Genomic DNA, 26,752 nt, shown 5'->3' with positions numbered 1-26,752 from the left:
GGAAGAATGCGCTGCCTTGAATGGCGCGCCGAGAGCACAGGAGTGCAGATGAAAAGACGCTATTTCGGTACGGATGGCATTCGCGGCCAATCCAACGTCTTCCCGATGACGCCGGATCTCGCCATGCGGGTCGGCATCGCCGCCGGCACGATCTTCCGCCGCGGCAACCACCGCCACCGAGTCGTCATCGGCAAGGATACGCGCCTTTCCGGCTATATGCTTGAGAATGCCATGGTCGCAGGCTTTACCGCCGCAGGCCTCGATGCCTTTATTCTCGGCCCGATCCCGACGCCTGCCGTCGCCATGCTGACGCGCTCGCTGCGCTGCGATATCGGTGTGATGATTTCGGCCTCGCACAATCCGTACGAGGATAACGGCATCAAGCTCTTTGGCCCCGATGGTTATAAGCTTTCCGACGATATCGAGGCCGAGATCGAGGATCTGCTCGAAAAGGACCTGAACGCGCAGCTCGCCAAATCCGACGATATCGGCCGCGCCAAGCGCGTCGACGGCGTGCATGACCGCTATATCGAACATGCCAAGCGCACCTTGCCGCGTGATGTGACGCTGCAGGGCCTGAGGATTGCGATCGACTGCGCCAATGGCGCCGCCTATAAGGTGGCGCCCGCCGTGCTCTGGGAGCTCGGTGCTGACGTCGTCACCATCGGCAACGAGCCGAACGGCACCAATATCAATCTCAATTGCGGCTCCACCAGCCCCGTCGCGCTGCAGAAGAAGGTGGACGAGGTTCGTGCCGATATCGGTATCGCCCTCGACGGCGATGCGGATCGCGTCATCATCATCGACGAAAACGGTTCGATCGTCGACGGCGATCAGCTCATGGCGGTCATCGCCGAGAGCTGGGCCGAGAGCCAGCAGTTGCGCGGCAATGGCATCGTCGCCACCGTGATGTCCAACCTCGGCCTCGAGCGCTTCCTCGACGACCGCGGCATGGCGCTTGCCCGCACGAAAGTCGGCGACCGCTATGTCGTCGAGCATATGCGCCAGAATAATTACAATGTCGGCGGCGAGCAGTCCGGTCATATCGTGCTGTCGGATTACGGCACGACCGGCGACGGTCTCGTCGCTGCTCTGCAGATCCTGGCCGCGGTCAAGCGCACCGGCCGGACCGTCAGCGAAGTCTGCCGCCGTTTCGAGCCGGTGCCGCAGCTCCTGCGCAATGTCCGCATCAGCGGTGGCAAGCCGCTGGAAGATATCCAGGTGCAAAAGGCGATCGCCGATGCCGAAGCCGAACTCGCCAGGAACGGCCGGCTCGTCATCCGCCCCTCGGGCACTGAGCCGTTGATCCGTGTCATGGCCGAAGGCGACGACCGTGCCCAGATCGAACGCATCGTCAACGAGCTGATCGGCACGATCTCGAACGTCCGGACCGCCGCCTGATCCAATGAGGAAAGAATAACGAAAAAGCCGGTGCATCAGCGCCGGCTTTTTCGTTATGCATGCCCGCTATCGTGAGCCGATTACTGCCAAGCCGCTCCCCACGATCCAAACTGATCTATGCTCGGGCCGCGAATGCCTCGGCATCTAGGTAAATGATCGTGGTTAAGCAGCTTTTAACGTTTCCCATTCATTATCCATCCGAAGCGTATCAGATTGGCAGCGACTGAGCCTGCCGACGCAACGGGATTTTGGAGTGGGATCCATGAAAAGAAGCTTGTCCGGCATCTTCGCCGCATTGTTGATCGCGACAAACGCCTATTCCGCGGACCTCGCCCCTGCCGAGCCGATCCCGGAGCAGCCGCCCGAGGTGGCGGTCAGCGAAGCGACGGGCTGGTACTTGCGCGGCGATGTCGGTTATGCCTTCACCGATCTGCGTGGCGCCCGCTATTTTCAGGGCAGCAATGCGACGGAGGTCGATTTCGACCGTGCCGACCTCGACGACGCATGGACGGTCGGCGGTGGTGTCGGTTATCAGATCAACAGCTATCTGCGCACCGACCTGACCTTCGACTATCTCACGCAGGCGGATTTCCACGGTTCGACGGTCGGACAGTGCGGCTTCCCGCTGGTGGATTGCACCTCGAGCGACCGCTCCTCGCTAACCGCCTACACATTGCTCGCCAACGCTTACGTTGATCTCGGCACCTACGGCTATGTCACGCCTTATGTCGGCGCCGGTATCGGCGGTTCCTACGTCAAGTGGAAGAACCTGCGCAACGTTGCCTGCGCCGATGACGGCAGCTTCTGCGACGACGAGGTCACCCATGGCGGCAAGGGCAACTGGCGCTTCACCTACGCGCTCATGGCCGGCGCCTCGATCGACGTCACCTGCAACATCAAGGCCGATGTCGGTTACCGTTACCTGCATATCGACGGCGGCAACATGTTCGGCTATTCGGACAATGGCGGCCCGGGCCGTGACAAGGGCCTCAGCGCCCATGAAGCCCGCGTCGGCGCCCGTTATCTCTTCGGCGGATGCGCCCAGGCGAGCTATGAGCCGCCGCCGGAAATTCCGCTGCAGCAGCCGGTCTACAAATAAGTTCGATCCAGCCACCAGATCAGAAAGCCGCCCTCGCTCCGGGCGGCTTTTTCATTTTGGCCACCTCTCCTGCGTCAAAATATCCTCTCTCTGCGACACTTCCATCTTGACTATGACGCGTCCGATCCATACACACGGCGGCGGGACACCCTTCCCCAACGAAGGGCTTTCTATCTGAGAGGATAGCATCATGGCGAAGACCGCAAAGCCGGACATCCGTCCGCACAATACTCATTTTTCTTCTGGCCCTTGCTCGAAGCGTCCCGGTTGGTCGCTCGAAGCCCTTTCCGACGCGGCTCTTGGCCGTTCGCACCGCGCGAAGGTCGGCAAGACCAAGCTGAAGCAGGCCATCGACCTTACCCGTGAAATTCTCGAAGTGCCGGCAGATTACCGCATCGGCATCGTCCCGGCTTCCGATACCGGCGCCGTCGAAATGGCGCTCTGGTCGCTGCTCGGCGAACGCGGCGTCGATATGCTCGCCTGGGAAAGCTTCGGCGCCGGCTGGGTCACCGATGTCGTCAAGCAGTTGAAGCTCAAGGACGTGCGCAAGCTCGAAGCCGGTTACGGCGAGCTTCCCGATCTCGCGACCGTCGATTTCGACCGCGACGTGGTCTTCACCTGGAACGGCACCACCTCGGGCGTGCGCGTGCCGAACGCCGATTTCATTCCTGCCGACCGCAAGGGCCTGACGATCTGCGACGCCACCTCGGCGGCTTTCGCCCAGGAACTCGATTTCGCCAAGCTCGACGTCGTCACCTTCTCCTGGCAGAAGGTTCTGGGCGGCGAGGGCGCACACGGCGTCATCATTCTTTCGCCGCGCGCAGTCGAGCGCCTCGTCACCTACACGCCGGCCTGGCCGCTGCCGAAGATCTTCCGCATGACCTCGGGCGGCAAGCTGACGGAAGGCATCTTCCAGGGCGAGACGATCAACACGCCGTCGATGCTCTGCGTCGAGGACTATATCGATGCGCTCGTCTGGGCCAAGGGTCTCGGCGGCCTCAAGGCGCTGATTGCGCGCGCCGATGCCAATGCCAAGGTCATCCACGATTTCGTCGCGGCAAACGACTGGATCGCCAATCTCGCCGTCAAGGCGGAAACCGCCTCCAACACCTCCGTCTGCCTGAAGATCGTCGACAAGGACATCGCAGCCCTCGATGACGACGGCCAGGCGAATTTCGCCAAGGGTCTGGTCGGCCTCCTGGAAAAGGAAGGCGTCGCTTTCGATGTCGGCCATTACCGCGACGCGCCGTCCGGCCTGCGCATCTGGGCCGGCGCCACGATCGAGGCATCCGACATGCAGAAGCTCATGCCATGGCTTTCCTGGGCCTTCGAAACCCAGAAGGCACAGCTCGCTCAGGCCGCCGCCTGAGGTGATCGCATCCGGCTCCGCCACAAGGCGGCGGAGCCCAGCATTTCTGATTTCATTCATCGCTGAACACTTTTGAAGGAGGCCCTCATGGCACCTCGCGTTCTCGTATCCGACGAATTGTCGGAAACCGCCGTCCAGATCTTTCGCGACCGCGGCGTCGAAGTCGATTTCGAACCGCAGCTCGGCAAGGACAAGGACCGTCTGCTCGAAGTCATCGGCAATTATGATGGCCTGGCTATCCGCTCCGCCACCAAGGTGACGGAAAAGATCATCGAAGGGGCGAAAAACCTCAAGGTGGTCGGCCGCGCCGGTATCGGCGTCGACAATGTCGATATCCCGGCCGCCTCGCGCCGCGGCATCATCGTCATGAACACGCCCTTCGGCAACTCGATCACGACAGCCGAACACGCGATTGCGCTGATGTTCGCCGTCGCCCGCCAGCTTCCGGCCGCCGATACCTCGACGCAGGCCGGCAAGTGGGAGAAGTCGAAGTTCATGGGTGTCGAGATCACCGGCAAGACGCTCGGCGTCATCGGCGCCGGCAATATCGGCTCGATCGTCTGCGCGCGCGCCATCGGCCTGAAGATGCACGTCGTCGCCTACGACCCGTTCCTTTCCAAGGAGCGCGCCGAGGAGATGGGCGTCACCAAGGTCGAGCTGGAAGAGCTTTTCGCCCGCGCCGATTTCATCACGCTGCATGTGCCGATGACCGACAAGACGCGCGGCATCCTCAACAAGGAAGCACTGGCAAAGACCAAGCCCGGCGTGCGCATCATCAACTGCGCCCGCGGCGGCCTGGTCGATGAGGCAGCGCTTGCCGAAGCGATCAAGTCGGGGCATGTCGCGGGTGCCGCCTTCGACGTGTTCGAGGTCGAGCCCGCCAAGGAAAGTCCGCTCTTCGGCCTGCCGAACGTCGTCTGCACGCCGCATCTCGGCGCCTCAACGACCGAAGCGCAGGAGAACGTCGCTCTGCAGGTGGCCGAACAGATGGCCGATTACCTCGTCAATGGTGCGGTCTCCAACGCCATCAACATGCCGTCGATCACGGCTGAGGAAGCGCCGATCCTGAAGCCCTTCATCCGCCTTGCCGACGTTCTCGGCGCCTTTGTCGGCCAGGTCACCGAAGAGCCGATCAAGGAAATCGAAATCCTTTATGACGGCATCACCGCCAACATGAACACGCGGGCGCTGACGAGTGCCGTGCTCGCCGGCCTCATCCGGCCGCAGGTCGCCGACGTCAACATGGTTTCGGCGCCGATCATGGTCAAGGAAAAGGGTGTCGTGCTGTCCGAGGTCAAGCGCGACAAGACGGGTGTATTCGACGGTTACATCAAGCTGACGGTGACGACCGAAAGCATGACGCGCTCGGTCGCCGGCACGGTGTTTTCGGATGGCAAGCCGCGCTTCATCCAGATCAAGGGTATCAACCTCGATGCCGATGTCGGCTCGCACATGATCTATATCACCAATACCGACGTCCCAGGCATGATCGGCTTCATTGGCACGACGCTCGGAGCGGCCGGCGTCAACATCGCCAACTTCCAGCTCGGTCGTGACAAGCAGGGCGGCGACGCCATTGCGCTGCTCTATGTCGACGGCGAGGTTGACGACGCCGTGCTTGCGCAGCTGACGGCCCATCAGGCGATCCGCCAGGCAAAGCTGCTCACTTTCAACATCGACTGAGTTTCCTCCTCGGGATCTCGATCCGGCAAGAATGACAACAAAAACCCGGCGCGGGAAACGGCGCCGGGTTTTTGTTGTGTCGGAATCGAATGGATCTCAGTGCGGCCGGCGTTTTCGGCGGACGATCTTGCCGAAACGGGCGATATCGTCTTCAGCCTTCGTGCGGTGAAGGAAGGCAAGCCGGCTGCCGTCCAGACCCTCGTAGAATTCGTCCCAGGAAATCTCTTCCTGCGTTTCAGAGGAAAAATCGACGCGAACGGTTTCGCTATCCGCTGCGTTCTTGATACGGGCGGGATGGCCGCCACGCGCCTCGATCCAATGCCTAATCCTGCTGTAATCCGTCGTCGTGCCGAACCTGCCCATGAAACCCTCCTCAGCAATGCGACATCGATGACCCCGAACGCACGATCGACGCAATTGTTCCGGGGCATCCAAATTATTTTATTGAAGATGAGGCAGAGCGCCGTTTGCTCGTTTCACAGGCGGAAGCCTAAAGTTTAGGCCGAGTATGATTCTGATTTTATTTAACTTTTCTCAGTATACCCTGGCATCGGCATCAACCGCGCGTGAATTTCCATGGCCCCTTTGCAGAAGACCGAGCAGATCGAGGCACTGAACGATGACTTCCGGTCATTGTTTGCAACGCACCCATCCCCGATGTGGGTCTATGATCCGGTATCGCTGCGGTTTCTCAGCGTCAACGAAGCGGCGGTAGCCCTTTACGGCTATGGCGCGGACGAATACCGGCGCATGACGGTTCTGGATATCCGCCCCCAGCATGAGCGGGAACGGATGATCGAGGCCGTCAACGGCCGTACCGACATGGAAAAGGCGGAGCGCTGGCTTCATCTCAAGGCGAACGGCGAGACCTTCGAGGTGCTGACCTATGGCCGTGAAGTGCGTTTCGAGGGACGGGCGGCGATCCTGGCAATCGTGCAGGACCGCACCGAGGTCAACGCCGCCAGGCGCCAGATGAGCGATGCACGCTCGCTTCTCGACAGCATCGTCGACAATCTGCCGGTCGGGGTCTTCGTCAAGGACATGGAAGCGGACGGGCTTTACATTCTCTTCAACGAGGCCTGCGGCGACATCGTCGGCATGAAGGCGCGGGATGTGGCCGGCCGAACCGACCGGGCGCTGTTTGCCGCCGGCCAGACAGACGCTTTCCGTGAGCAGGATCGCCGGGCCTTCGAAGCCAAGAGGACGATCAGCTTCGAAGAGACGATGCTGCGTCCCGACGGAGCGCAACGCATCCTGCGCACCGTCAAGCGCGTCCTGCCGGCGCCGGAGGGCCATGCGCCGCGCTATCTGCTTGGCATTTCGCAGGATGTCACGGAGGAGCGTGCCATCGAGGCAAAGCTTGCCCATCTTGCTATGCATGATGCCCTGACCGGCTTACCGAACCGGGCAGCATTTTCTGAACATATCGATAAGCGCGTGGCCGAAGCGACCACAGAGAGCCCGATCGCGCTGCTCTATATCGACATCGATCATTTCAAGCATATCAACGACAGCAAGGGGCATGCCGCCGGCGACGCTCTGCTTTGCCAGGTGTCGGACCGTCTGCTGCAATTGGCGGAGGAGGGCGATCTCGTCGCCCGTCTCGGCGGCGATGAGTTCGCCATCGTGCTCGAACTCGGCGAGCCTGAGCGGGTCGGGCGTTTTGCACAGCGGTTGCTGCAGACGCTTAGCCATGCCTTCGATCTCGACGGCGCCCGGGAGCATGCCACCTGCAGCATCGGCATCGCCTTGGCGCCGGATCATGCCGGCGACGCGGATGTGCTGATGCGCCATGCGGATCTGGCGCTCTATGCCGCCAAGGAGAGCGGGCGCTCGACCTATCGCTTTTACGAGACGGAGATGCGGCTTGCCGCCGAGCGGCGGCATGTGATGACCGCAGAGCTGTGGGAGGCGCTGGAGAAGCGCCGGTTCGAGCTGCATTACCAGCCGATCGTGCAGCTCGACAATGACGGCATCGCCGGCTTCGAGGCGCTGATCCGCTGGCGCCATCCCAAGCGCGGCCTGGTGGCGCCGATGGATTTCATTCCGCTCGCCGAGGAGACCGGCCTCATCGTACCGATCGGCGACTGGGTGATCCGGGAAGCCTGTCGTGCCGCCGCCGGCTGGCCCGCCCATCTGAGGATCGCCGTCAATCTCTCCGTCAGCCAGTTCCGGCATGCGAGCCTGCTTTCGACCGTAGTCGCGGCGCTCAACGAAACGGGGCTGAATGCCGACCGGCTTGAGATCGAAATTACCGAATCCGTCTTCCTGACCGATGCCGATCAAAGCCTGCCGCTGCTGCGGGCACTGAAGGAGCTTGGGATCCGCATCGCCATCGACGATTTCGGTACGGGTTATTCGTCGCTGAGCTATCTCAGGGCTTTCCCCTTCGACAAGATCAAGCTCGATCGCAGCTTCGTTTCAGGCATCGAGACGGATGCCGGCAATCTTGCCATCGTGCGCGCCGTCGTCGGTATCGGTTCCGGTTTCAACGCAACGACGCTGGCCGAGGGGATCGAGACCGAAGAGCAGTTGCAGAAGCTGCGCGCCGAAGGTTTCCGCGAGGTGCAGGGCTATCTGCTTGGCCGGCCGATGCCGCAGCACGAGGCAGAGGTGCTGATCCACGGCCACGCGCTGAAGGCCGCTTCCTCATGCGGGTGACAAACGGCGGTGCTTGCGCGGGAGCTGGGTTCAGCCGTCCGAGGAGCAGGCATGCCGCTTGAGACCATCAAGCATTCGTTATTTTGAGAACGGCGGCCGAACCGGCATAATTCTCGTGGGCTGGAAGGAGGATGTATATGAAACGCTATTCATTCTCGATGATCGGACTGGCGCTCGTGACTGCCATCATCGTCAATCCGGGTATCGCATTCGCCTGCAACAAGCTGATCGGCACCTGAGCCGCACCCCTCGCTTCCGAGGCGCGGTTTCGGCTGCGCCTTCTTTTCCACGCGAATTCGAAACTATCGGGCGTCCGAAGGCCCGCCCCTTGCGTCCAGGGACAATCCTTTCTATATCGGTCCCTCATCGAGAGACGGCGGCCGATCCCGCCGGAGATCAGCAAATCCGCCGCAATTGCAGCGCAAGGGCGGATCGTGACCCAAGCAGAATTGGCATCATCGTTGAACACACTGGATTTTGATAAGAAGCCGGAAGAGACCCGTGTCGTCGTCGCCATGTCGGGCGGCGTCGATTCATCCGTCGTCGCCGGCCTTCTCAAACAGCAGGGTTACGATGTGCTCGGCATCACGCTGCAGCTTTACGATCATGGCGCCGCCGTTCATCGCGCCGGCTCCTGCTGCGCCGGCCAGGATATCGACGATGCGCGCCGCGTCTGCGAAACGCTCGGCATCCCGCATTATGTGCTCGATTACGAAAAGCGTTTTCGCGAGACGGTAATCAATCCCTTCGCCGAAAGCTATGTGGCGGGCGAAACGCCGATCCCCTGCGTGTCCTGCAACCAGACCGTCAAATTCGCCGATCTGCTGGCGACCGCCAAGGAGCTCGGCGCCGATGCGCTGGCGACCGGCCACTATATCCGCTCGGGCCCGAACCCTTCGCCGGAGAATCCCGGCCGCCGCGCGCTGTTCCGCCCGGCCGATGCCGACCGCGACCAGAGCTATTTCCTCTTCGCCACGACGCAGGAACAGATCGACTATCTGCGCTTTCCCTTGGGCGGCCTGCCGAAGGCCGAGACCCGCAGGCTCGCCGAAGAAATGGGCCTCGTCGTCGCCAAGAAGGCCGACAGCCAGGACATCTGCTTCGTGCCGCAGGGCAAATATTCCGACATCATCACCAAGCTGAAGCCGAATGCGGCGCTGGCCGGTGAGATCGTCCATCTCGATGGCCGCGTGCTCGGGACCCATGAGGGTATCCTGCATTTCACCATCGGTCAGCGCCGCGGCATCGGCATCGCCACCGGCGAGCCGCTCTACGTCGTCTTTCTCGACGCCCGTTCGCGCCGCGTCATCGTCGGGCCGAAAGAGGCTCTGGAAACGCACCGCGTCTACCTGCGCGATGTCAACTGGCTGGGCGACGAGACGCTTGCGGAAGCCGCTTCCGGCGACGGCTTTGCCTGCTACGCCAAAGTCCGCTCGACGAGGGCGCCGGCACCTGCCGTGCTGCATGTCGATGCGACCGGCACCTATGTCGACCTGACGGTCGGCGAGGCAGGCATCGCGCCCGGCCAGGCCTGCGCGCTTTATTCCGCCCCCGGCGACAACGCCCGCGTCTTCGGCGGCGGCTTCATCGAGCGCTCCGAGCGCGAACCGTCGGCGGAAGCTTCGCTGAAGGCCCTTTTGGCCGGCCCCGTCGCCGCCTGAAAGCCAGAGGCAACGGCGCCCTATAAAGCCCACCGTTTTTCTCGATCATGCGCTTGACACAAAGCCGAAGCGCACCTTATAAGCCGCTCATCCCACGAACCGGCATCGCTTCGCGAGCGGGTATCGTTGACCAGTGGCGGAGTAGCTCAGTAGGTCAGAGCAGAGGAATCATAATCCTTGTGTCGGGGGTTCAAATCCCTCCTCCGCTACCATCTCCTTATTGCAGAAATAGCGATTTATGCGGCTCGATTTTGAGCCGGTTCCGAAGGCCGTGGTAGCACGTTGGTAGCAGCGCCAGATGTCGCGGCGAGGGGAAACCAGTTGCCCCTGGTCTGCAGCCGCCAACGCCGAGGACAGACCTATCTGTAAAGCGTCAAAAGCAATACAGGCATCTTCGTCGCCCAAAAATGGGATGCGACAGCGATAATAATAGCCCATACGGCAAGCGAGAACATGACCGCCGCTAACCTGATCCCGACTGGCTGCATCAATTCCTCCATCCCAGCATAACCGTGCCTCCTCGCACGATCCTATGCTAGCAAGACGCAACTCGGTCAGCTATCGCAAGATATTGGTATCAAATAGCGACAGCAGAGAGCGCTTGGCGAAGATGCAAAGATGTCGGCGATACGATGCCTTTTTCCCCATCCGTCAAACGATGAAATGGAAGTTGTCGTATTGCGCACCATAATAATCCGGGCCGCTCGTTTCGGTGATCACGGGTTCGGTGTCGAGTATGAGGTAGTCGATCGGGCCGTAGGCGCTGAGATCGATCATTTGCGGGTCATGAATGCTGTCGGCGGTGACGTTGACCGTGACCAAGAATACGGTATCGCCGTTCAACTTGCCTTCGATCGTTAGAACGTTGTCATAGTCCGATGTGCCGTTTGCGACACTGAATTGCTCGATCTGAAAGTCACCGCCATCGGCGGCTTGGATGGGTGTCCAGAACACGCCTCCTCCCAGATAGTGGTTGCCATCCGCTTCCTCCCGCACAGTCGCGTCGTCACCATCGTACCAGGCGCCCCAATCGAAACCTTTATAGCCTGTAGGGAAGTCGTGTTTGCCGACATCCTCGAAGTTAACGAAGACGTCGCCGCGTTCCGGCAGGTCGACCGCGATATTGAGCAGGCCGAAGTCGGTGGCGCCTTTGCCATCCGAGATCTTGAAATTGAACTGGTCGGCGAGTTGATCTCCTGGGCCGAGCGCGGCCACGATCGGGTTGGAGTGATCGAGTTCGTACGTGTAGTTGCCGTTGGAATAGACGGTCAGCGTGCCGTATTTTCCCTCGATTGTCGTCGTCGTGGCGGGTCCATCCGGATCGGCCGGTTGCGGAATTCGCTGTCCATTCACGAAGTTGAGGCGCACCCGATCTCCATCGGCATCGGTGGAACTGGTGTTGTCCAGGATGTTGCCGTCGATCGGGTTGTCGATGTTGAAAATAGGCTGGTACACGTCACCTGCGACCGGCTTGTGGTTTGCCATTTCTATCCCCCCGTTTGATCTGCTGTTCCAGTGTGCAACTTTATCGAGTGTGTTGACAACAGAAATCGATGAAGCATCGGATAAATCAACCGGCTATTGCTCCAGCTTCCAAGTAAAAAAGGCACAATCGACGCAGATTCTGCCTATGATCCAAGCTTTTACGCCTGTCTCGCGCTGCTGCTGCCTTGTCGATCAGAGCATTTCCCGCCTCTTCAGACGATTACCATTTTCGCCGGCACAAGACGTTCCAGGCAGTATAATAGTGGCAGGCCAACGATGACGTCATAATGACGATATACTGGATGAATTCCTCTGTCTGTCCGGCGCAACGGTGAAGACAGGACGAGGGATTGATCGGCCGCTCCGGCCGTGCGTCAATGCAGGCCGCCGACCCCGAGCAGGCTCTCGACAGCCTCGTGATCGCTGGTGAGGCGCTCCGGCGTTCCCGCCCAGGCCAGTCGCCCTCGTTCGAGAATGACGACCTGATCGGCGAAATCGAGCGCGCTCTGGATACGCTGTTCGACCAGGAGGATCGTCATGTCTCCCGTCTTGGCGAGTTCGGCAAAGGCAGCCATCAATTCCTCGCAGATAACGGGGGCGAGGCCCTCCAGCGGTTCGTCGAGCAACAGGACGGAGGGGCGGCCGAGAATGGTGCGGGCCGTCGAGAGCATCTGCTGCTCGCCGCCCGAGAGTTGGCTGCCGAGGTTGCGGCGGCGCTCCTTCAGACGCGGGAACATGGCATAGGCTTCCTCCAGCGCCGTCCTCGGCCGCGTCTTCAAGCCGACGAAAAGGTTCTCTTCGACCGTCAGCGTCGGGAAGACGCAGCGCGTCTGCGGCACATATCCCAGGCCCTTATGCGCCCGTGTCGCGCTGGCTGCCGTGGTGACATCCGAACCGCCGAGGCGGATGCTGCCCTCGTAGCGCTTGGTCTGGCCGGCAAGCGTTGCCAAGAACGTGGTCTTGCCCATGCCGTTGCGGCCGAGCACGGCCAGCCGTGCGCCCGCCGGCACGGAGAGAGAAATGCCTTCGAGCACTCTCGTCGGCCCATATCCCGCCGACAGATTTTCGACCTCAAGCGATATGGCTGGCATTGGCATAGCTCCCGAGATAGGCCTCGCGCACGCGCGCATCCTTGGTGACGTCTTCAGGCAGGCCGTCGAAGATGATTGCGCCTGATGCAAGCACGATGACGCGTTTTGCAAAACGGAAGACGAGGTCCATGTCGTGTTCAATCATCAGCACGGCGAGATCGGCGGGCAGATCGGCAAGCGCCTGCTCGATGCGGCCGGTATCGCTCTGCGGCACGCCGGCTGCCGGCTCGTCGAGCAGCAGCACCTTCGGTCTCAGCGCCAGTGCCACGGCGATCTCGAGAAGCCGCTGCTGGCCATAGGCGATCTCGCTGACCTTGCGATGCATCAGCAAAGCCAATCCGAGCTTTCCCAAGAGATCGTCGACTTCCGCCATGACGTCAGGCATTCGCAGGAAATTTCCGAACATATGGCCGGTCTTTCCGTCGCGTTGGAGGACGGCAAGCCCCACATGCTCGGCTGGCGTCATCTCCTGGAAAAGCCGTGTCACCTGAAAGGAGCGGACAAGGCCGCGCTTGACCCTGCCGATCGCATCGACTTTCGTCACCCTTTCGCCGCCGAGGCGAACCTCGCCGGAATCGGGCGACAGATTGCCGGTCACGAGGTTGACGAAGGTGGTCTTGCCGGCGCCGTTCGGGCCGATCAATGCGATGCGATCGCCTGGCGACATTGCGAGCGATACATCGTTGGTGACGGCAAGGCCGCCGAAGGCTTTCCTGAGATTGGCGACTTCGAAGACGGGGCTCATGAGCGTTGCTCCGTGCGACGTCCAATGAAGGCCGCGGCTGTGCCATAGAGGCCTTTCGGCGCAAAGAGCACGACGGCGATCAGCAGCGCGCCGACCATCGTCAGCCAATGAAAGGGATTGGCGGCCGAGACATAATCTTCAAAGAGCATGAAGATGACAGTGCCGGAGAGCGCGCCGAAGAGAGAACCGGTGCCGCCGAGCACCAGCATGACAAGCGCTTCGGCCGATTGGGTGAAAGACAGGCTGTCCAGGCCGACGACCTGTGTCGAGATCGCATTTAAGGCGCCGCCGACACCGGCAACCGCGCCCGAGATTCCATACATCCTGATGAGAGCGGCCTTAGGCGAAGCGCCCATGGCGCGAACGCGCAGCGGGTCCTGCTTGATGGCGCGGCAGAGCATGCCGAAGGGTGAGCGGACCAGGAACCGCAGCAGCACGAAGACGATCAGCAGCAGCGCCATTCCGAAGAAGAAGGCGGTATGTCCGTAAAGGTCGAATTCGAAGAGGCCGAAGACCGGATCCGGCGCGATGCCGGAAAGCCCATCGCTGCCGCCTGTCCATGACGACGCCTTGTTGGCGAATTCATGGAAGAGGTTGATGAGCGCAATTGACAGCACCAGTTGCGGCAAGCCATGCGCACGCAGGATGATTGCGCCGCAGAAGAGCCCGGCAACCGCGCCGCCTGTTATGCCGGCCAACATCATCAGCAGCGGATCATTGATGCCGTAATGTGCCGACAGGATCCCGGCGGCATAGGCGCCGGAGCCGAAAAGTGCTGCATGGCCGAGCGTTGCGACGCCGCAATAACCGGTCACGAGATCGAGCGACAGGACGAGCAGCGCGATCGTGATCATCCGGGTCAGAAGGGCGAGATTATCGGGGAAGGCGAAATAGCCGAGCGCGGCAATGGCTGCCATGACCGCTATTCCGGCGAGATCCCGGCCGATGGTGCCGCGCCGATGCTGGAGACGTCCGTTTTCGTTGTTGATCACAATTGCCATCTCATTTCGCCCTTCCGGCAAGGCCGCGCGGGAAGACGCAGATGATCGCGATCACGGCGAGATAGAAGAAGAATTCGCCGAATTCAGGCATCAGATACCGCCCGGTCGTATCGATCGCGCCGAGCAACAGGCAGGCGATCAGCGCGCCCGGAATGGAACCCGCGCCGCCGACGGAGACGACGACCAGGAAGGTGACCATATAGCGCAGCGCGTAATAGGGTTCGACCGGTAGGAGTTCGGCGCCGACCACGCCGCCGAACGCGGCAAGCCCGACGGCAACGGCAAAGCTCACCGCATAGATGATCTCGGTGCGCACGCCGAGTGCTGCAGCCATCGCCGCATCATCGACGGAGGCGCGCAGCTTGACGCCGAAGCTCGTCCTGTCGATCGCAAACCAGAGCGCGAGTGCAACGGCCAGGCCACAGAGGATGACAAAGAGCCGGTGAACGGGAATGGTGCGGAAGCCGAGATCGGCTGATCCTTGCAACGCAGCGGGCAGCGGTATGGTCTTCAGCGTCGGCCCCATCAGGTAGTTTGCGATGCCGATGATGCAGAAGGTGAGGCCGATCGTCATCAGCACCTGGGTCAGCTCGGGCGCGCCATAGATCCGGCGGTAGAGGAAGCGCTCGACCGGGATTGCGACGATGATGGTGATCACAACGGCGGCGAGGACCGCCACGGCATAACCAAGGCCGAGGTCGCGGGCGACATAGGAGGCGATATAGCCCCCGATCATCGCGAAGGCGCCGTGAGCGAGGTTGACGACACGCATCAGCCCCATGGTGACGGAAAGGCCAATCGATATCACGAAGAGCACCATGCCGTAGGCAAAGGCATCGACGGCTATGCTGAAGACTGTCTGCATGGAACTACCTTGCTTCGATGCGACGGGCTTGGCGCGCCTTGGCAGCTCCGGAGATCGGAAGCCTGCCCGGCAATCGCCAAACCCGTCGCAAATCAGGATGGCGTAGGTTATTTGGCCGCCGCCAGGCCTGGATCGCCCTGTTTCTCGAAGGTCTGGACTTCCTTGTTGATATAGGTCCCGTCATCGGCTTTGACGACTTCGCGCAGATAGATGTTCTGCGTGATGTGACGGCTTTCCGGATCGATCGAAACCGGGCCGCGTGGGCTTACCCAGGCAAGACCCTTGACCGCATCGACGGCCTTCTCGGCATCCTGCTTGCCGCCCGTCGCCTCGATCATCTTGTAGATCACATACATGCCGTCATAGGCGCTGACCGCGGGGAAGGAGAGTTCGGCCTTGTTGCCGATCGCTTTGGCAGCCGCCTCGACGAAAGCCTTGTTCTCAGGAGAGTCGTGCGACACCGCGTAGTGGAAGGTCGTCTGAATGCCGAGCGCGGCATCGCCCAGCGCCGGCAAGTCGGATTCCTGCGTCAGATCGCCCGGCGCGAAGAACTTGATGCCGGCGGCCTTCAGGCCATTGTCGTTGTACGCCTTGACGAAGCCGAGTGTCGTCGGCCCCGATGGCAGGAAGGCGAAGACGCCCTGCGCGCCGGAATCCTTGATGCGCTGCATGATCGGGCTGAAGTCGTTGGTCGCAAGCGGCATGCGGATTGCCTCGACCACCTGACCGCCGGCCTTTTCGAACCCCGCCTTGAAGGCATTCTCGGCGTCGATACCGGGGCCGTAATCGCTGACGACCGAAATCACCTTTTTGACGCCGGCGTCGAAGGCGACCTTGGCGATCGGCGTCGAGGTCTGCCAGGTGGTGAAGGAGGTGCGGACGACGAGCGGGCTCTTGGTGACGATCGCCGAGGTGGCGGCGTTCATGATGACCATCGGCACGTTGCCCTGCTTCAGGATCGGCGTCACTGCCATGGCATCGGGCGTGAAATAGAAGCCTGTGAGATATTGGACCTTCTCCTTGACGATCAGTTCCTGCGCCAGCGCCTTGGATTGGGCGGGATCGGCCTGCGGTACGTCGCGATAGACGATTTCGACCGTGTCGCTGCCGACCTTGTTGCCGTTGACCGCCATATAGGCGTCGATGCCGGCCTTGAAGTTCTTGCCCTGCAGCGCGAACGGACCGGAGAACGGGCCGATGACGCCGACCTTGATGGTCTCGGCATAGGCGCTCGTGCCTATGGCGATGGCCGCAACGGCGGCCAGAAACAGCTTCTTCATTCTCTCTCTCCCTTTTGGGCGCACTCCCGCGCCGTATCCGCCAACCTCTCAAAATTGAGCGTTAGCTTGTCATGCGAAATGGTGATGTAAAATGAAATAAATCCCGGAATTCATGTTCACACGGTTATGAACGGGAGCGGAAACAATGGACGGCCAGCTCCGTGTTCAACGTGGCTTGCATCCATCGCCAATCTCCCCGTCAGAATGGCAATCCCACATAGTTTTCCGCGAGCACCGTCGAGGCGGCGCGGGAATGGGTGAGATAGTCGAGCTCCGCCTCCTGGATCTTCTGTTCGAAATCACCGGTATCGGGAAAACGGTGCATCATCGTCGTCATCCACCAGGAAAACCGTACGGCCTTCCACACCCGGGCGAGCGCCTTCTGCGAATACGCGTCGATGCCGCTATTCGAGCGTTCGCGGTAATGCTCGATCAGCCCGGAGAAAAGGTAGTGGACGTCGCTGGCGGCAAGGTTCAACCCCTTGGCGCCGGTCGGCGGTACGATATGGGCGGCGTCGCCGACGAGGAAAAGCCGGCCGAAGCGCATCGGTTCGGCGACGAAGGAGCGCAATGGGGCGATGGATTTCTCGAAGGACGGCGCGGTCACCAGTGCCTCGGCGTGATGGGTCGGCAGTCGTCTTCGCAACTCGTCCCAGAAGCGATCGTCGCTCCAGTCCTCGATCTTCTCGTCGAGCGCGCATTGGATATAGTAGCGGCTGCGCGTGGCCGAGCGCATCGAACAGAGCGCAAAGCCCGTGGGATGGTTGGCGTAGATCAGTTCATGGCTCACCGGCGCCACATCGGCCAGGACGCCCAGCCAGCCGAAAGGGTAGACCTTCTCGAAACTCCTGATCGCCTTTTCTGGGATGGCCTTGCGGCTGACGCCGTGAAAGCCGTCGCAGCCGGCGATGAAATCGCAATCGATGCGTTGTGTTGCGCCGTCCTTGGTGTAGGTGACGAAAGGAGAATGGCCGTCGAAGTCATGCGGCGTGACATTGACGGCATCGTAGATCGATAGGGAGCCGCTCGCTTCGCGCCGCTCCATGAGATCGCGCGTCACTTCGGTCTGTCCGTAAACGGTGACACGCCTGCCGCCGGTCAATTCGTGCAGGTCGATACGATGGTCACGTCCGTCGAAGGCCAGTGAGAAACCGTCATGCGGCAGGCCCTCGGCATGCAGCCGCGCACCCGCTTTGGCCTGGTCCAGCAGCCCGACGGTGCCTTCCTCCAGAACACCGGCGCGAACCCGCCCAAGGATGTATTCCTTGTTCACACGATCGAGAACGACATTGTCGATACCGGCTTCCGCGAGAAGCTGACCGAGCAGCAGGCCGGACGGTCCCGAACCGATGATGGTGACCTGGGTTCGCAAATGCTTCCTCCCTGCACTTTTGCGTTTTGCCAGATTCTGCCGTGCCGCTCTCGCCGCAGCAATGGACATCTCCGCCTAAAAATTGCACTAATCGAACATTGGTGCGGGAGGAGCCCCATGAGCAAACATGTTCCGACCTACGAACTTTACGGCGAAAATACCGGGCGAGGGCCGGATTTTTGGTTGCATTGCGAAACAATTCGCTCCCGCAGCAGCCTGCATCAATGGGAAATTCGCCCGCACCGCCACGAAAGCTTCTTTCAGATATTGTACATCGAAGGCGGTTCCGGCGATGCGATCTTCGGCGAAAAGAGCCATGCCATCCTGCCGCCGGCAGTCATCACGGTCCCGCCTGGGCTCAATCACGGCTTTCGTTTTTCACGCGACATCGACGGCTTGGTGATCACCCTATTGAGATCCCATCTCAGCCATCCGCTTGGCGAGCGAAGCCAGCTCGGCGAATGGCTGGCGACACCGCATCTGACGCTACTCGATCCTGAGGATGCCGAGGCAGCCTATGTGATGCAGACGTTGAGGCGGCTGGGCGACGAATTCGAAAACCGGCGCAGCGGCCGCAACGAGGTGTTGGCGGCCTATGTCGGCTTGGTGCTCAGGCTGACTGCGAGGATTTCCCATCAAGGAAACATGCACGAGCTCCCGCCCGACGAGAACGAGCGGCGGCTGGAAATGCTGAACGAGCTCATTCAACGCCATTTCCGATCGCACAAGCCCGCGTCCTTCTACGCCAGGGAGCTTGGAGTTTCGCCGACGCATCTTACCCGTATCGTCCGGTCGATGACCGGCAACACCCCCCATGAATTGCTCGCCGGCAAACTCATCGAAGAGGCGAAACGCCAGCTCGTTTTCACACTTGGCAGCGTCCAGCAGATCGGGTTTCGGCTCGGCTTTGCCGATCCGGCCTATTTCTCGCGTTTTTTTCTCAAATATACCGGCGAAACGCCGCGGGTCTGGCGCATCAAGGAAAAGGGTCGGCTTGAAGGCGCGTGACGTGTCGCGCCCGACGGATGATCTCTGCGGGCCGGTTCGCTGCGGTCCTGTTTGGTTTTCGCTTCACGCCGCTGGCCACGTCCAGTTCCGCACCTCCGGCATGTCCTCGCCATGCTCGCGGACATAGGCGTGATGCTCCGCAAGTTTGCCGCGGAAGGCGGCGAGCGCTTCGCCTGCCTTTTCTTTCAGGCCGGGTACACGCTCGATCGCTTCGATGGCGAGATGGAAGCGGTCGAGTTCGTTGAGGACGGTCATATCGAAGGGCGTCGTCGTCGTGCCCTCCTCGATGAAGCCGCGGACATGGATGTTGCGGTGGTTGGTGCGCTTATAGGTCAGGCGGTGAATGAGATAGGGATAGCCGTGATAGGCGAAAATGACAGGCTTGTCTGATGTGAAGATCGCGTCGAAGGCCCCGTCGGTCAGGCCGTGCGGATGTTGATCGCTGGATTGCAGCGCCAGGAGGTCGACGACGTTGACGGTGCGGATCTTCAGCTCCGGAATGGCCTTGCGCAGAAGATCGACGGCAGCCAGCGTCTCCATGGTCGGCACGTCGCCGGCGCAGGCCATGACGAGATCGGGCAGGATCGTGTCGTCCTCGTTGCTCGCCCAGTGCCAGATGCCGATGCCGGCCTCGCAATGTTTCACCGCCTCGTCCATCGACAGCCATTGCGGCTCCGGCTGCTTGCCGGCGACGATGACGTTGATGCGGTCATAGGTGCGCAGGCAATGGTCGCCGACCCAGAGCAGGGTATTGGCATCCGGCGGCAGATAGATGCGGACGATATCGGCCTTCTTGTTGGCGACGAGGTCGACGAAGCCGGGATCCTGGTGGCTGAAGCCGTTGTGGTCCTGGCGCCAGACATGGGAGGTCAGCAGGTAGTTGAGCGACGAGATCGGCTTTCTCCATTCGAGTTCGCGCGTCACCTTCAGCCATTTGGCGTGCTGGTTGAACATGGAATCGATAATGTGGATGAAGGCTTCGTAGCACGAGAACAGGCCGTGCCGGCCGGTCAGCAGATAGCCTTCAAGCCAGCCCTGGCAGAGATGTTCGCTCAGCACCTCCATGACACGGCCGTCGCGGGAGAGGTGGATGTCGTAGGGTTCGATATCCTCCATCCAGACACGGTCGGTGACTTCGAAGACGCTGCCGAGACGGTTTGATTCCGTTTCGTCAGGACCGAAGATACGGAAGTTGGCGGCCTCCGCATTGCGCTTCATCGTGTCGCGCAGATAATGGCCGAGGATTTCCGTCGACTGCACCATGGCGCTGCCGCGCTTGCCGATCTCGACCGCATAGGCGCTGATATCGGGAACATCGAGCTCCTTGCGCAGCAATCCGCCATTGGCGTGCGGATTGGCGCCCATGCGGTGTTCGCCGGCCGGTGCCAGCGCCCGCAGTTCCGGTTTCAGCCGGCCGTCGGCGCCGAACAGGTCTTCCGGATCATAGCCGCGCATCCAGTCCTCGAGGATCTTGCGATGGCCGTCATTCTCGCGGCAGTTGGAGACCGGCACCTGGTGGGAGCGCCAGAAGCCTTCGACCTTCTTGCCGTCAACCTCCTTCGGTCCTGTCCAGCCCTTCGGGCTGCGCAGCACGATCATCGGCCAGCGCGGGCAGATATCGGGCGCCTTGCCATTGCGTGCTTCCTCCTGGATTTCGCGAATGCGATCGAAGACCCTGTCGAAGGTTGCGGCCATCTGCTGGTGCATGTCGCGCGGTTCGTGACCCTCGACGAAGAAGGGCTCGTAGCCATAGCCTTCAAAGAGGCTCTGCAAATCCTCGTGACTGGCGCGGCCAAGAATGGTCGGATTGGCGATCTTGTAGCCGTTCAGATGCAGGATCGGCAGCACGGCGCCATCGCGGGCTGGGTTCAGAAACTTGTTGGAATGCCAGCTCGCCGCCAGCGGCCCGGTTTCGGCCTCGCCGTCGCCGACGACGCAGGCGACGATCAGATCGGGATTGTCGAAGGCGGCGCCATAGGCATGGACGAGGGCGTAGCCGAGCTCGCCGCCCTCGTGGATCGAGCCCGGTGTTTCGGGTGCGGCGTGGCTCGGAATGCCGCCAGGAAAGGAGAATTGCCGGAAGAGCTTGCGCATGCCCTCCGTATCCTCGGAAATATCGGGATAGATTTCACTGTAGATGCCTTCGAGATAGGTGTTGGCGACCATGCCCGGCCCGCCATGGCCGGGGCCACACATGTAGATGATATCGAGGTCGCGAGCGCGGATGAGACGGTTCAGATGCGCATAGATGAAGTTGAGGCCGGGTGTCGTGCCCCAATGGCCGAGCAAGCGGGGTTTGATGTGCTCCGGTTTCAGCGGCTCGCGCAGCAGCGGATTGGCGAGCAGATAGATCTGACCGACCGAGAGATAGTTGGCGGCGCGCCAATAGCGGTCGATCAGGGCGAGTTCGGCATCGGTCAGGGCGGCGGTCGAGACATGCTTTTCCATGGATTTCTCCCGTTCGAAAACGTGTTCAACGTCAATTCTATCGGCCGGCGTCAGCCTGTTATTGATCTGGATCATCCACCACGAAGAAGGGTCAGCGCCTCGTCGGCGATGACCTGCTCCTCATCGGTGGCGATGACATGAGCGGCGATGCGGCTTTCCCCAGTGCTGATCGTGAAATCATTGGCGGCATTGGCCTTTTCGTCGATCGCAAGGCCAAGCCAGGACAGCCGCTTGGCAACGCCGGCGCGGATCGCCGGTTGATGTTCGCCGATACCGGCGGTGAAGACGATGGCGTCAAGGCCGCCGAGTGTCGCCGCCATGCGGCCGATCTCGCCGGCGATGCGCAACGTAAAGAGGTCGATCGCCTGACGCGCCTCCGGCCGTCCATCCTTCAGCAGATCGCGCGTATCGGCGCTGATGCCGGAGACGCCGAGCAGGCCGGAGCGGTGATAGAGCAGGTCTTCGATCGCCTCGAAGGACTGTTTTCTCTCTCCGGCCAGATGCAGGATGACGCCGGGATCGAGCGGGCCTGGGCGTGTCGCCATCGGGATGCCGTCGAGCGTCGAAAAGCCCATGCTGCAATCGCGGCTGACGCCGCCGTCCAGCGCGCAGAGGCTGGCGCCGCTGCCGAGATGGGCGACGACGGTCTTTGCCGCGCGTGGCGCCTTGCGGGCAAGCTCGCCGGCGATGAATTTATAGGAGAGGCCGTGGAAGCCGTAGCGCTTGACGCCCTCGTCATGCAGCGCACGGGGAATGGCGAAGCGGCGAACGAGATCGTCCTGCGTGGCATGGAAGGCGGTGTCGAAGGAGGCCGTCTGGGTGAGATGCGGCTTCAGATGCCGGAGCGCGCGGATGAAACGCAGCGCCTGCGGCTGGTGCAGGGGCGCAAGCGGGGTCAGCGCATCGATCGCATCGATTGCTGCGTCGTCGAGGGCGATCACCTTCGTGAAGCGATCGCCGCCATGGACGACGCGGTGGCCGGCGGCGCGTGTGGCGGTCGTGTCGAAATGGTCGGCGAGATGCGCCAAGGTCTCGTCGATAACGCCGTGCAGGTCTTCCGTCATTTCGGCCTTCAATGGCATCTCGAATGTCTGCGATCCCCTGGTCAGGCCGAGCGAGAGCGGTTCGGCGCGGAAATCGATCACGCCCTTGCCGAGGCGTCGCGCCGCATCACCCTCCATCGTAAAAATGCCGATCTTGACGGTCGAGGAACCGGCATTGAAGGTCAGGAGGAGGTCGGTCGATGACATTCTCAGACTCCGCGCGGGCGTGACGATAGCTGAACTTAGCGTCGGGCCTCCTGACGGAAAGGGAATATTCGGGCCTCCACGTGTTTTTGCCGCCGCGCGGCAGCCGAAGTCGTGCGATGGTCACCATCGCTTCGGCCGATGATCTCGGCCTGCCGGTCTCGACCACACGTGTGCTGTCGTCAGGCGTCGCCGGCACCATGGCGGCGAACGGTTCCGGCCTGCAATGGTCGACCGTGCGCAACATGCTGATGGCTTGGGTGCTGACGCTGCCGGCCTCGATTGCGATCGCCTTCCTGCTCTTCGTGATCCTGCGCCAGGTGTTTTAAGACGTCCCGTCAGGCCGTCGAGGCCAGACTGGCATTGCGATCGCTGATGAAGATGCCCGCCTCGGCGGCGGGCATCGCCTTGCCGAAGAGATAGCCCTGGCCGATGTCGCAGCCGAGCTGCAGCAGGAAGGCGAGCTGCCCATGCTCCTCGACGCCTTCCGCGGTCGTCTTGATGTTGAGGCTCCGGCCGAGGCCGAGCATGGCGCGGACGATCTTTTCCTGGCGTTCGTCGTCGCGATAGGTGGCGATGAAGCTTTTGTCGATCTTGATCTTGTCGAAACGATAGCGGGCGAGCTGGGCGAGGCTCGAATAGCCGGTGCCGAAATCGTCGAGCGCGATCTGGATGCCGGCCGCATGCAGTTCGTCGAGAATGACGGCGGCGATGGCGGGATCCTGGATCAGCGCGTTTTCGGTGATCTCCACTTCCAGGCGCTGCGGCGGCAACCGGCTTGCCGAAAGCACCTTGAGGATGCGGGAGGTCAGCAGCCTGTCTTCCATCTGCACCGGCGAGACGTTGAAAGACAACATCACATGCTCCGGCCAGGTGAGTGCGTCGCTGCAGGCCTGGGCGAGAAGATCCTCGAACAATGCAGTGATCATGCCGGTTTCCTCGGCGATGCCGATGAAAACAGGCGGCGGGATGTTGACGCCATCGTCGCCGATCCAGCGCGCCAGCGCCTCGAAGCCGCAGAGCTGGCCGGTCTTCAGATCGATCAGCGGCTGGTAGAAGGGTTTGATCGCCTTGTTGGAGATCGCGGCGCGCAGCCTGGTTTCCAGTGCGGCGCGTTCGGTCACCTTGTCCTGCATCGAAGGTTCGAAGACGAAATAGTGGTTCGGTCCGCGTGATTTCGCCTCATACATGGCGAGGTCGGCACGGTGGGCGGCGTCTTCCAGTGGTTCGGCTCCCTCGGCCCAGCGGTCGTAGCCGACGCTGGCGCCGACCTCGACGGCAAAGCCATCGATATGGATCGGCCGGGTGACCGCCTGGATCAGCAGCTTGGCAAAACGCTCCTCGCGCTGCGCCGTCAGGGCGAAGGCGACGACGATGAATTCGTCGCCGCCGAAGCGATAGACGCAATCGGCATTGCCGAGTGCACAGATGCGTCTGGCAACCTCGATCAACAGGACGTCGCCGCCCTTGTGGCCCACGAGATCGTTGACTTTCTTGAAGCCGTCGAGGTCGACGGAGAAGAGAGTGACGTTGCGATCCCACTCCTCGATCTCGGCCTCATCGTCCTTGATCGGCCGCGAGAGGATCTTGCGCTCGAAGGCGTAGCGGTTCGGCAGTTTGGTGAGATGGTCGTGGGTTGCGGTCCAATCGGCCTTTGCCTGGGCGGTGGCGCGCAGTTCCGTTTCCTTGCGCAGGTCGGCTATGCGCAGCACCGAATAGATGAAGCTCATGGCGCCGGCGATGCCGAGCGCCAGAACGAGCTTGTCGGCGCCGTACTCGCCGAAACCGGTCATGAAGTAGACAAGGCTGTCGTCAAGCTGCAACAGGGTGCAGAGGAGCCAGAGAGTAATCCCGAACCCGACGATCGAAACACATTGCCTTCCGGCCCTGCTCTGGAAAAATACCGGCACTGCGCCTTCTCCATCTCCACCCTTCGCGGAAGTAGCACGAAAGTCTGAAATGTTCGTTGAAACCAGAAGGCGAATTATCCGAGGCTTCAGCCTCCTGATGTGCCGTCGAGGGACCGTTGGCGCCAGAGGAAAACGCCGAGCGAGCCCTCTTCGTGGTTGGCAGAATGGCAGGTGCGGAAAAAACGAAGGCGAGCGTGCCATGGCATCGCTCGCCCTTTTTCGTGCTTCAGGCGGTGACGATCAGCAGCGGGACGCTGACGATGAGACCGACCAGAACTGTGACTGTGGCGACACGCATCAAACGCAGGCGCCGCGTGCGCTCCCCACTCCAATCATATGTCATTCTTCCATCTCCTTGGGATAAGGAAGTAGTCCCCGCGAAACCGGGTTCAACAGAGATGACGCGATTTGCTTGTGTAAGGCTGGATATGATCAGGACTCGCTAAAGCATCGGTCCGAAAATCGGAATCGATTTTCGGACAGCGCGATGCGAGGATTGAAAGTGTCCGAGCGTCCTTGTGCGTCCGAAAGGACGCACGGCGCTCTAATGCTGGAAGCGCAGAGACCAGCGTCGTCCATTGCTGGTCATGCGAATGACGGCGAGCGGCTCGATGTCGCTCAGCCAGAAAGAGGAGAGCGGCGCCTGAAGCACATGGGCGACCGCCGCCCGGATGACGGCTGCGTGACTGACGGCGATCACATGGCCGCCGAGGGCGGATTCGCTCTCCATCCAGTCGGCGACGCGTGTTCTCAAATCAAGAAGGCTCTCGCCGCCATGCGGGGCCGCTTCCGGATCGCTCATCCAGGCCATGAGGCTCTCAGGCTCTTCCGCCTCTATCGCGGCGATCGATCTGCCGGCCCAGCGGCCATGGTCGCAGTCGCGAAGCGCCGGATCGATCCGGGCTTGGAGGCGGAGCGCGTCAACAGTCTGGCGGGCGCGCAAAGCGGGGCTCGTGGCAACGCGATCGGCGCGGGGCAGGGCGGCCATCCTGTCGGCTTCTTCCGCCGCCTTGCCTTCCAGCGGTTCGTCGAGCGGGAACAGGGCCTTGCGGCTCGCCATCGTCGCGCCGTGGCAGATCCAGGTGAGGCGCGTATTCACGGTCGTTCTGATCTCCCGGAGTGCGGCTGTAGCGGCGCAGGACGGCCCTTGGCCGGCTTGTGAAGTTTCGTTGACAGTCTCTTCGGCGTGCAGATATAACCGTGCTGTTGCGGGTTTGGAAGCCGGTGGAAATCCGGCGCGGTCGCGCCACTGTGACCAGCGTGTCGAAAGCTCTTCGCGCTGGAAGTCAGACCCTACTGCACAAGCACTCTTTCGACTGAACGCGTCATTCCCGGAGGAATACATGTCTGACACCACTTTTGCGCCCGTCGCGGCACCGGCGCCGATCCCCCTGGGAGAGATCCTGCCATGGGCGATCTTCGGTGGCCTGCTGATGCTCATCGTTCTCTATTTTGTCGGCACCGAGGAAGGCGCGATGGCGCTGTTCAACGGGATGTATGTGCACGAATTCGTGCATGACGGCCGTCATCTCCTCGGCTTTCCCTGCCACTAAAGCGCGTCGCGATCTTTCAGATTCGCGCCTCACTTTAGGTCTTTGTTTTCGCATGTCGTTATCGCAAAATCGCTGCACACTTTTGCGCGACATGCTTTAGGGGAGTTCCTGACATGGTTGGAAATCTTCTGCTTCGCGGCATGCTCGCGGGCCTGATTGCTGGCATCCTCGTTTTCGCTTTTGCGCATATCTTCGGCGAGCCGCTGGTCGATGCGGCGATCGCCTTCGAGGAGGCGAGTGCCCAGGCGGCCGGTGAAGCTGCCGAACCTGAAATCGTCAGCCGCGCCACGCAGGCCGGTCTCGGCCTTTTCACCGGCGTCATGGCCTACAGCGTTGCCGTTGGCGGGCTCTTCGCTCTCGCCTTCGCTTTCGTGCACGGCCGTTTCAGCAGCCTTTCGGCGCGCGGCACCTCGGCCGTCATCGCCATTGCCGCCTTCGTGGCGATCGTCCTCGTTCCCGGTATCAAGTATCCGGCCAACCCGCCGGCGGTCGGCAATCCCGATACGATCGGCGTCAGGACCGAACTGTTCTTCCTGATGATCGTCGTCTCGCTCGCCGCGCTGATTGCCGCGGTGGCGCTGTCGCGCCGCCTCGCGGGGCGTTTCGGTCTCTGGAATGGCGCGATCATCGCCGGAATCGCTTATCTCGTCTTCATCGGCGTCGTGCTCTATCTGCTGCCGCCGATCAACGAGGTGCCGGAGAACTTCTCGGCGATGGTCCTCTGGCGGTTCCGCACGACTTCGCTCGGCATGCATGTGATCCTCTGGACAACCTTGGGCCTTGCCTTCGGAGTGCTGGCGGAAAAGCGGCTTGCCGTTAAGGACGGGCAACGCGGCCGGCCGGCAACGGCATTTCACTGAACGCATCGAAGGG

General features: G+C 61.5%; 21 protein-coding genes, 1 tRNA gene, 1 pseudogene and 1 riboswitch. Of the genes and pseudogenes, 11 read left to right on the top strand and 12 right to left on the bottom strand.

What is annotated here, in order from left to right; all coding sequences use genetic code 11:
• Positions 1 to 48 precede the first annotated feature (48 nt).
• The 4 genes from glmM (at position 49) to serA (ending at position 5,552) form a co-directional block, all read left to right on the top strand.
• Complete coding sequence (gene glmM / locus FHT75_RS19775) at positions 49 to 1,401, top strand: phosphoglucosamine mutase (protein WP_047616623.1); 1,353 nt, start codon at positions 49 to 51, stop codon at positions 1,399 to 1,401.
• Positions 1,402 to 1,663: 262 nt separating this feature from the next.
• Positions 1,664 to 2,500: an outer membrane protein gene (locus FHT75_RS19770; RefSeq protein WP_047616539.1), complete on the top strand. Its 837-nt coding sequence runs from the start codon at positions 1,664 to 1,666 to the stop codon at positions 2,498 to 2,500.
• Between the two features lie 190 nt (positions 2,501 to 2,690).
• Positions 2,691 to 3,869, top strand: coding sequence for a phosphoserine transaminase (locus tag FHT75_RS19765; RefSeq protein ID WP_063475363.1), 1,179 nt, complete (start codon positions 2,691 to 2,693; stop codon positions 3,867 to 3,869).
• Between the two features lie 87 nt (positions 3,870 to 3,956).
• The gene (gene serA / locus FHT75_RS19760; RefSeq protein WP_047616543.1) at positions 3,957 to 5,552 is read left to right on the top strand and encodes a phosphoglycerate dehydrogenase; all 1,596 of its coding nucleotides are present in this window, start codon (positions 3,957 to 3,959) and stop codon (positions 5,550 to 5,552) included.
• Between the two features lie 96 nt (positions 5,553 to 5,648).
• On the opposite strand, the gene FHT75_RS19755 is transcribed toward serA, so the two are convergent.
• Positions 5,649 to 5,915, bottom strand: a complete 267-nt coding sequence (locus FHT75_RS19755) for a hypothetical protein (protein ID WP_047616545.1) — start codon at positions 5,913 to 5,915, stop codon at positions 5,649 to 5,651.
• 213 nt (positions 5,916 to 6,128) lie between these two features.
• Here FHT75_RS19755 and FHT75_RS19750 point away from each other — a divergent pair, with 213 nt between their 5' ends.
• The 3 genes from FHT75_RS19750 to FHT75_RS19740 all read left to right on the top strand — a co-directional run bounded on the left by FHT75_RS19750 (position 6,129) and on the right by FHT75_RS19740 (position 10,086).
• Positions 6,129 to 8,213 carry a putative bifunctional diguanylate cyclase/phosphodiesterase gene (locus FHT75_RS19750; protein ID WP_183845192.1) on the top strand — a complete coding sequence of 695 codons (2,085 nt, stop codon included), beginning with the start codon at positions 6,129 to 6,131 and terminating at the stop codon, positions 8,211 to 8,213.
• 461 nt (positions 8,214 to 8,674) lie between these two features.
• The gene (gene mnmA, locus FHT75_RS19745) at positions 8,675 to 9,874 is read left to right on the top strand and encodes a tRNA 2-thiouridine(34) synthase MnmA (RefSeq protein ID WP_063475365.1); all 1,200 of its coding nucleotides are present in this window, start codon (positions 8,675 to 8,677) and stop codon (positions 9,872 to 9,874) included.
• Positions 9,875 to 10,009: 135 nt separating this feature from the next.
• Positions 10,010 to 10,086 (top strand) — tRNA-Met (locus tag FHT75_RS19740).
• Positions 10,087 to 10,525: 439 nt separating this feature from the next.
• Here FHT75_RS19740 and FHT75_RS19735 read toward each other — a convergent pair.
• The 7 genes from FHT75_RS19735 to pobA all read right to left on the bottom strand — a co-directional run bounded on the left by FHT75_RS19735 (position 10,526) and on the right by pobA (position 17,713).
• Positions 10,526 to 11,359, bottom strand: coding sequence for a VCBS domain-containing protein (locus FHT75_RS19735; RefSeq protein WP_047616551.1), 834 nt, complete (start codon positions 11,357 to 11,359; stop codon positions 10,526 to 10,528).
• A gap of 374 nt (positions 11,360 to 11,733) precedes the next feature.
• Positions 11,734 to 12,450 (bottom strand): ABC transporter ATP-binding protein, encoded by a 717-nt coding sequence (locus FHT75_RS19730; RefSeq protein WP_097595158.1) that lies wholly within the window; start codon positions 12,448 to 12,450, stop codon positions 11,734 to 11,736.
• A complete protein-coding gene (locus FHT75_RS19725) occupies positions 12,431 to 13,195 on the bottom strand; it encodes an ABC transporter ATP-binding protein (RefSeq protein WP_047616555.1) in 765 nt (254 codons plus the stop codon). Before FHT75_RS19725 ends, FHT75_RS19730 begins: the two co-directional genes overlap by 20 nt.
• Entirely contained in the window at positions 13,192 to 14,196 is a 1,005-nt protein-coding gene (locus tag FHT75_RS19720; RefSeq protein ID WP_063475367.1) for a branched-chain amino acid ABC transporter permease, read from the bottom strand. The genes FHT75_RS19725 and FHT75_RS19720 overlap by 4 nt, the downstream gene beginning before the upstream one ends.
• Before the next feature lies 1 nt (position 14,197).
• A complete protein-coding gene (locus FHT75_RS19715) occupies positions 14,198 to 15,061 on the bottom strand; it encodes a branched-chain amino acid ABC transporter permease (RefSeq protein WP_063475368.1) in 864 nt (287 codons plus the stop codon).
• Between the two features lie 107 nt (positions 15,062 to 15,168).
• Positions 15,169 to 16,341 (bottom strand): ABC transporter substrate-binding protein, encoded by a 1,173-nt coding sequence (locus FHT75_RS19710; protein ID WP_063475369.1) that lies wholly within the window; start codon positions 16,339 to 16,341, stop codon positions 15,169 to 15,171.
• Positions 16,342 to 16,540: 199 nt separating this feature from the next.
• Positions 16,541 to 17,713: a 4-hydroxybenzoate 3-monooxygenase gene (gene pobA / locus FHT75_RS19705; protein WP_063475370.1), complete on the bottom strand. Its 1,173-nt coding sequence runs from the start codon at positions 17,711 to 17,713 to the stop codon at positions 16,541 to 16,543.
• 117 nt (positions 17,714 to 17,830) lie between these two features.
• Here pobA and FHT75_RS19700 point away from each other — a divergent pair, with 117 nt between their 5' ends.
• Complete coding sequence (locus tag FHT75_RS19700) at positions 17,831 to 18,721, top strand: helix-turn-helix domain-containing protein (RefSeq protein ID WP_183845193.1); 891 nt, start codon at positions 17,831 to 17,833, stop codon at positions 18,719 to 18,721.
• A 63-nt stretch (positions 18,722 to 18,784) separates the two neighbouring features.
• On the opposite strand, the gene FHT75_RS19695 is transcribed toward FHT75_RS19700, so the two are convergent.
• Positions 18,785 to 21,169: a phosphoketolase gene (locus FHT75_RS19695; protein ID WP_183845194.1), complete on the bottom strand. Its 2,385-nt coding sequence runs from the start codon at positions 21,167 to 21,169 to the stop codon at positions 18,785 to 18,787.
• Between the two features lie 71 nt (positions 21,170 to 21,240).
• Positions 21,241 to 22,419, bottom strand: a complete 1,179-nt coding sequence (locus FHT75_RS19690) for an acetate/propionate family kinase (RefSeq protein ID WP_063475372.1) — start codon at positions 22,417 to 22,419, stop codon at positions 21,241 to 21,243.
• Between the two features lie 113 nt (positions 22,420 to 22,532).
• Between FHT75_RS19690 and FHT75_RS19685 the strand changes: the two are divergent.
• Positions 22,533 to 22,745 (top strand): annotated as a pseudogene (locus FHT75_RS19685) (inorganic phosphate transporter); the annotation flags it as partial.
• Between the two features lie 9 nt (positions 22,746 to 22,754).
• Here FHT75_RS19685 and FHT75_RS19680 read toward each other — a convergent pair.
• On the bottom strand, positions 22,755 to 24,326 hold the full coding sequence (locus FHT75_RS19680; protein WP_047616569.1) for a putative bifunctional diguanylate cyclase/phosphodiesterase: 1,572 nt from the start codon (positions 24,324 to 24,326) through the stop codon (positions 22,755 to 22,757).
• Positions 24,327 to 24,870: 544 nt separating this feature from the next.
• Entirely contained in the window at positions 24,871 to 25,425 is a 555-nt protein-coding gene (locus tag FHT75_RS19675; protein ID WP_063475374.1) for a histidine phosphatase family protein, read from the bottom strand.
• 88 nt (positions 25,426 to 25,513) lie between these two features.
• Positions 25,514 to 25,656, top strand: a riboswitch (adenosylcobalamin (AdoCbl) riboswitch).
• 13 nt (positions 25,657 to 25,669) lie between these two features.
• Here FHT75_RS19675 and FHT75_RS19670 point away from each other — a divergent pair.
• Together FHT75_RS19670 and FHT75_RS19665 are read left to right on the top strand one after the other, a co-directional pair.
• Positions 25,670 to 25,879: a CbtB domain-containing protein gene (locus tag FHT75_RS19670; RefSeq protein WP_047616573.1), complete on the top strand. Its 210-nt coding sequence runs from the start codon at positions 25,670 to 25,672 to the stop codon at positions 25,877 to 25,879.
• A 113-nt stretch (positions 25,880 to 25,992) separates the two neighbouring features.
• A complete protein-coding gene (locus tag FHT75_RS19665; RefSeq protein ID WP_047616574.1) occupies positions 25,993 to 26,739 on the top strand; it encodes a CbtA family protein in 747 nt (248 codons plus the stop codon).
• Positions 26,740 to 26,752: the final 13 nt, after the last annotated feature.

The sequence above is a fragment of the Rhizobium sp. BK112 genome, assembly GCF_014193215.1.
Taxonomy (GTDB): domain Bacteria; phylum Pseudomonadota; class Alphaproteobacteria; order Rhizobiales; family Rhizobiaceae; genus Rhizobium; species Rhizobium anhuiense.
Note: the sequence above shows the minus strand (reverse complement) of the source record. Positions and strands in the feature narration are given on the sequence as shown.

Bases quoted from the DNA above. Each gene is read 5' to 3' on its own strand.
- FHT75_RS19695 (WP_183845194.1), bottom strand. From the start codon at position 21,169: ATGGAAAAGCATGTCTCGACCGCCGCCCTGACCGATGCCGAACTCGCC.
- FHT75_RS19735 (WP_047616551.1), bottom strand. From the start codon at position 11,359: ATGGCAAACCACAAGCCGGTCGCAGGTGACGTGTACCAGCCTATTTTC.
- FHT75_RS19770 (WP_047616539.1), top strand. From the start codon at position 1,664: ATGAAAAGAAGCTTGTCCGGCATCTTCGCCGCATTGTTGATCGCGACA.
- FHT75_RS19730 (WP_097595158.1), bottom strand. From the start codon at position 12,450: ATGCCAGCCATATCGCTTGAGGTCGAAAATCTGTCGGCGGGATATGGG.
- FHT75_RS19750 (WP_183845192.1), top strand. From the start codon at position 6,129: ATGGCCCCTTTGCAGAAGACCGAGCAGATCGAGGCACTGAACGATGAC.
- FHT75_RS19690 (WP_063475372.1), bottom strand. From the start codon at position 22,419: ATGTCATCGACCGACCTCCTCCTGACCTTCAATGCCGGTTCCTCGACC.
- glmM (WP_047616623.1), top strand. From the start codon at position 49: ATGAAAAGACGCTATTTCGGTACGGATGGCATTCGCGGCCAATCCAAC.
- FHT75_RS19725 (WP_047616555.1), bottom strand. From the start codon at position 13,195: ATGAGCCCCGTCTTCGAAGTCGCCAATCTCAGGAAAGCCTTCGGCGGC.
- FHT75_RS19765 (WP_063475363.1), top strand. From the start codon at position 2,691: ATGGCGAAGACCGCAAAGCCGGACATCCGTCCGCACAATACTCATTTT.
- FHT75_RS19715 (WP_063475368.1), bottom strand. From the start codon at position 15,061: ATGCAGACAGTCTTCAGCATAGCCGTCGATGCCTTTGCCTACGGCATG.
- FHT75_RS19700 (WP_183845193.1), top strand. From the start codon at position 17,831: ATGAGCAAACATGTTCCGACCTACGAACTTTACGGCGAAAATACCGGG.
- FHT75_RS19670 (WP_047616573.1), top strand. From the start codon at position 25,670: ATGTCTGACACCACTTTTGCGCCCGTCGCGGCACCGGCGCCGATCCCC.
- FHT75_RS19665 (WP_047616574.1), top strand. From the start codon at position 25,993: ATGGTTGGAAATCTTCTGCTTCGCGGCATGCTCGCGGGCCTGATTGCT.
- serA (WP_047616543.1), top strand. From the start codon at position 3,957: ATGGCACCTCGCGTTCTCGTATCCGACGAATTGTCGGAAACCGCCGTC.
- FHT75_RS19710 (WP_063475369.1), bottom strand. From the start codon at position 16,341: ATGAAGAAGCTGTTTCTGGCCGCCGTTGCGGCCATCGCCATAGGCACG.
- FHT75_RS19720 (WP_063475367.1), bottom strand. From the start codon at position 14,196: ATGGCAATTGTGATCAACAACGAAAACGGACGTCTCCAGCATCGGCGC.
- FHT75_RS19755 (WP_047616545.1), bottom strand. From the start codon at position 5,915: ATGGGCAGGTTCGGCACGACGACGGATTACAGCAGGATTAGGCATTGG.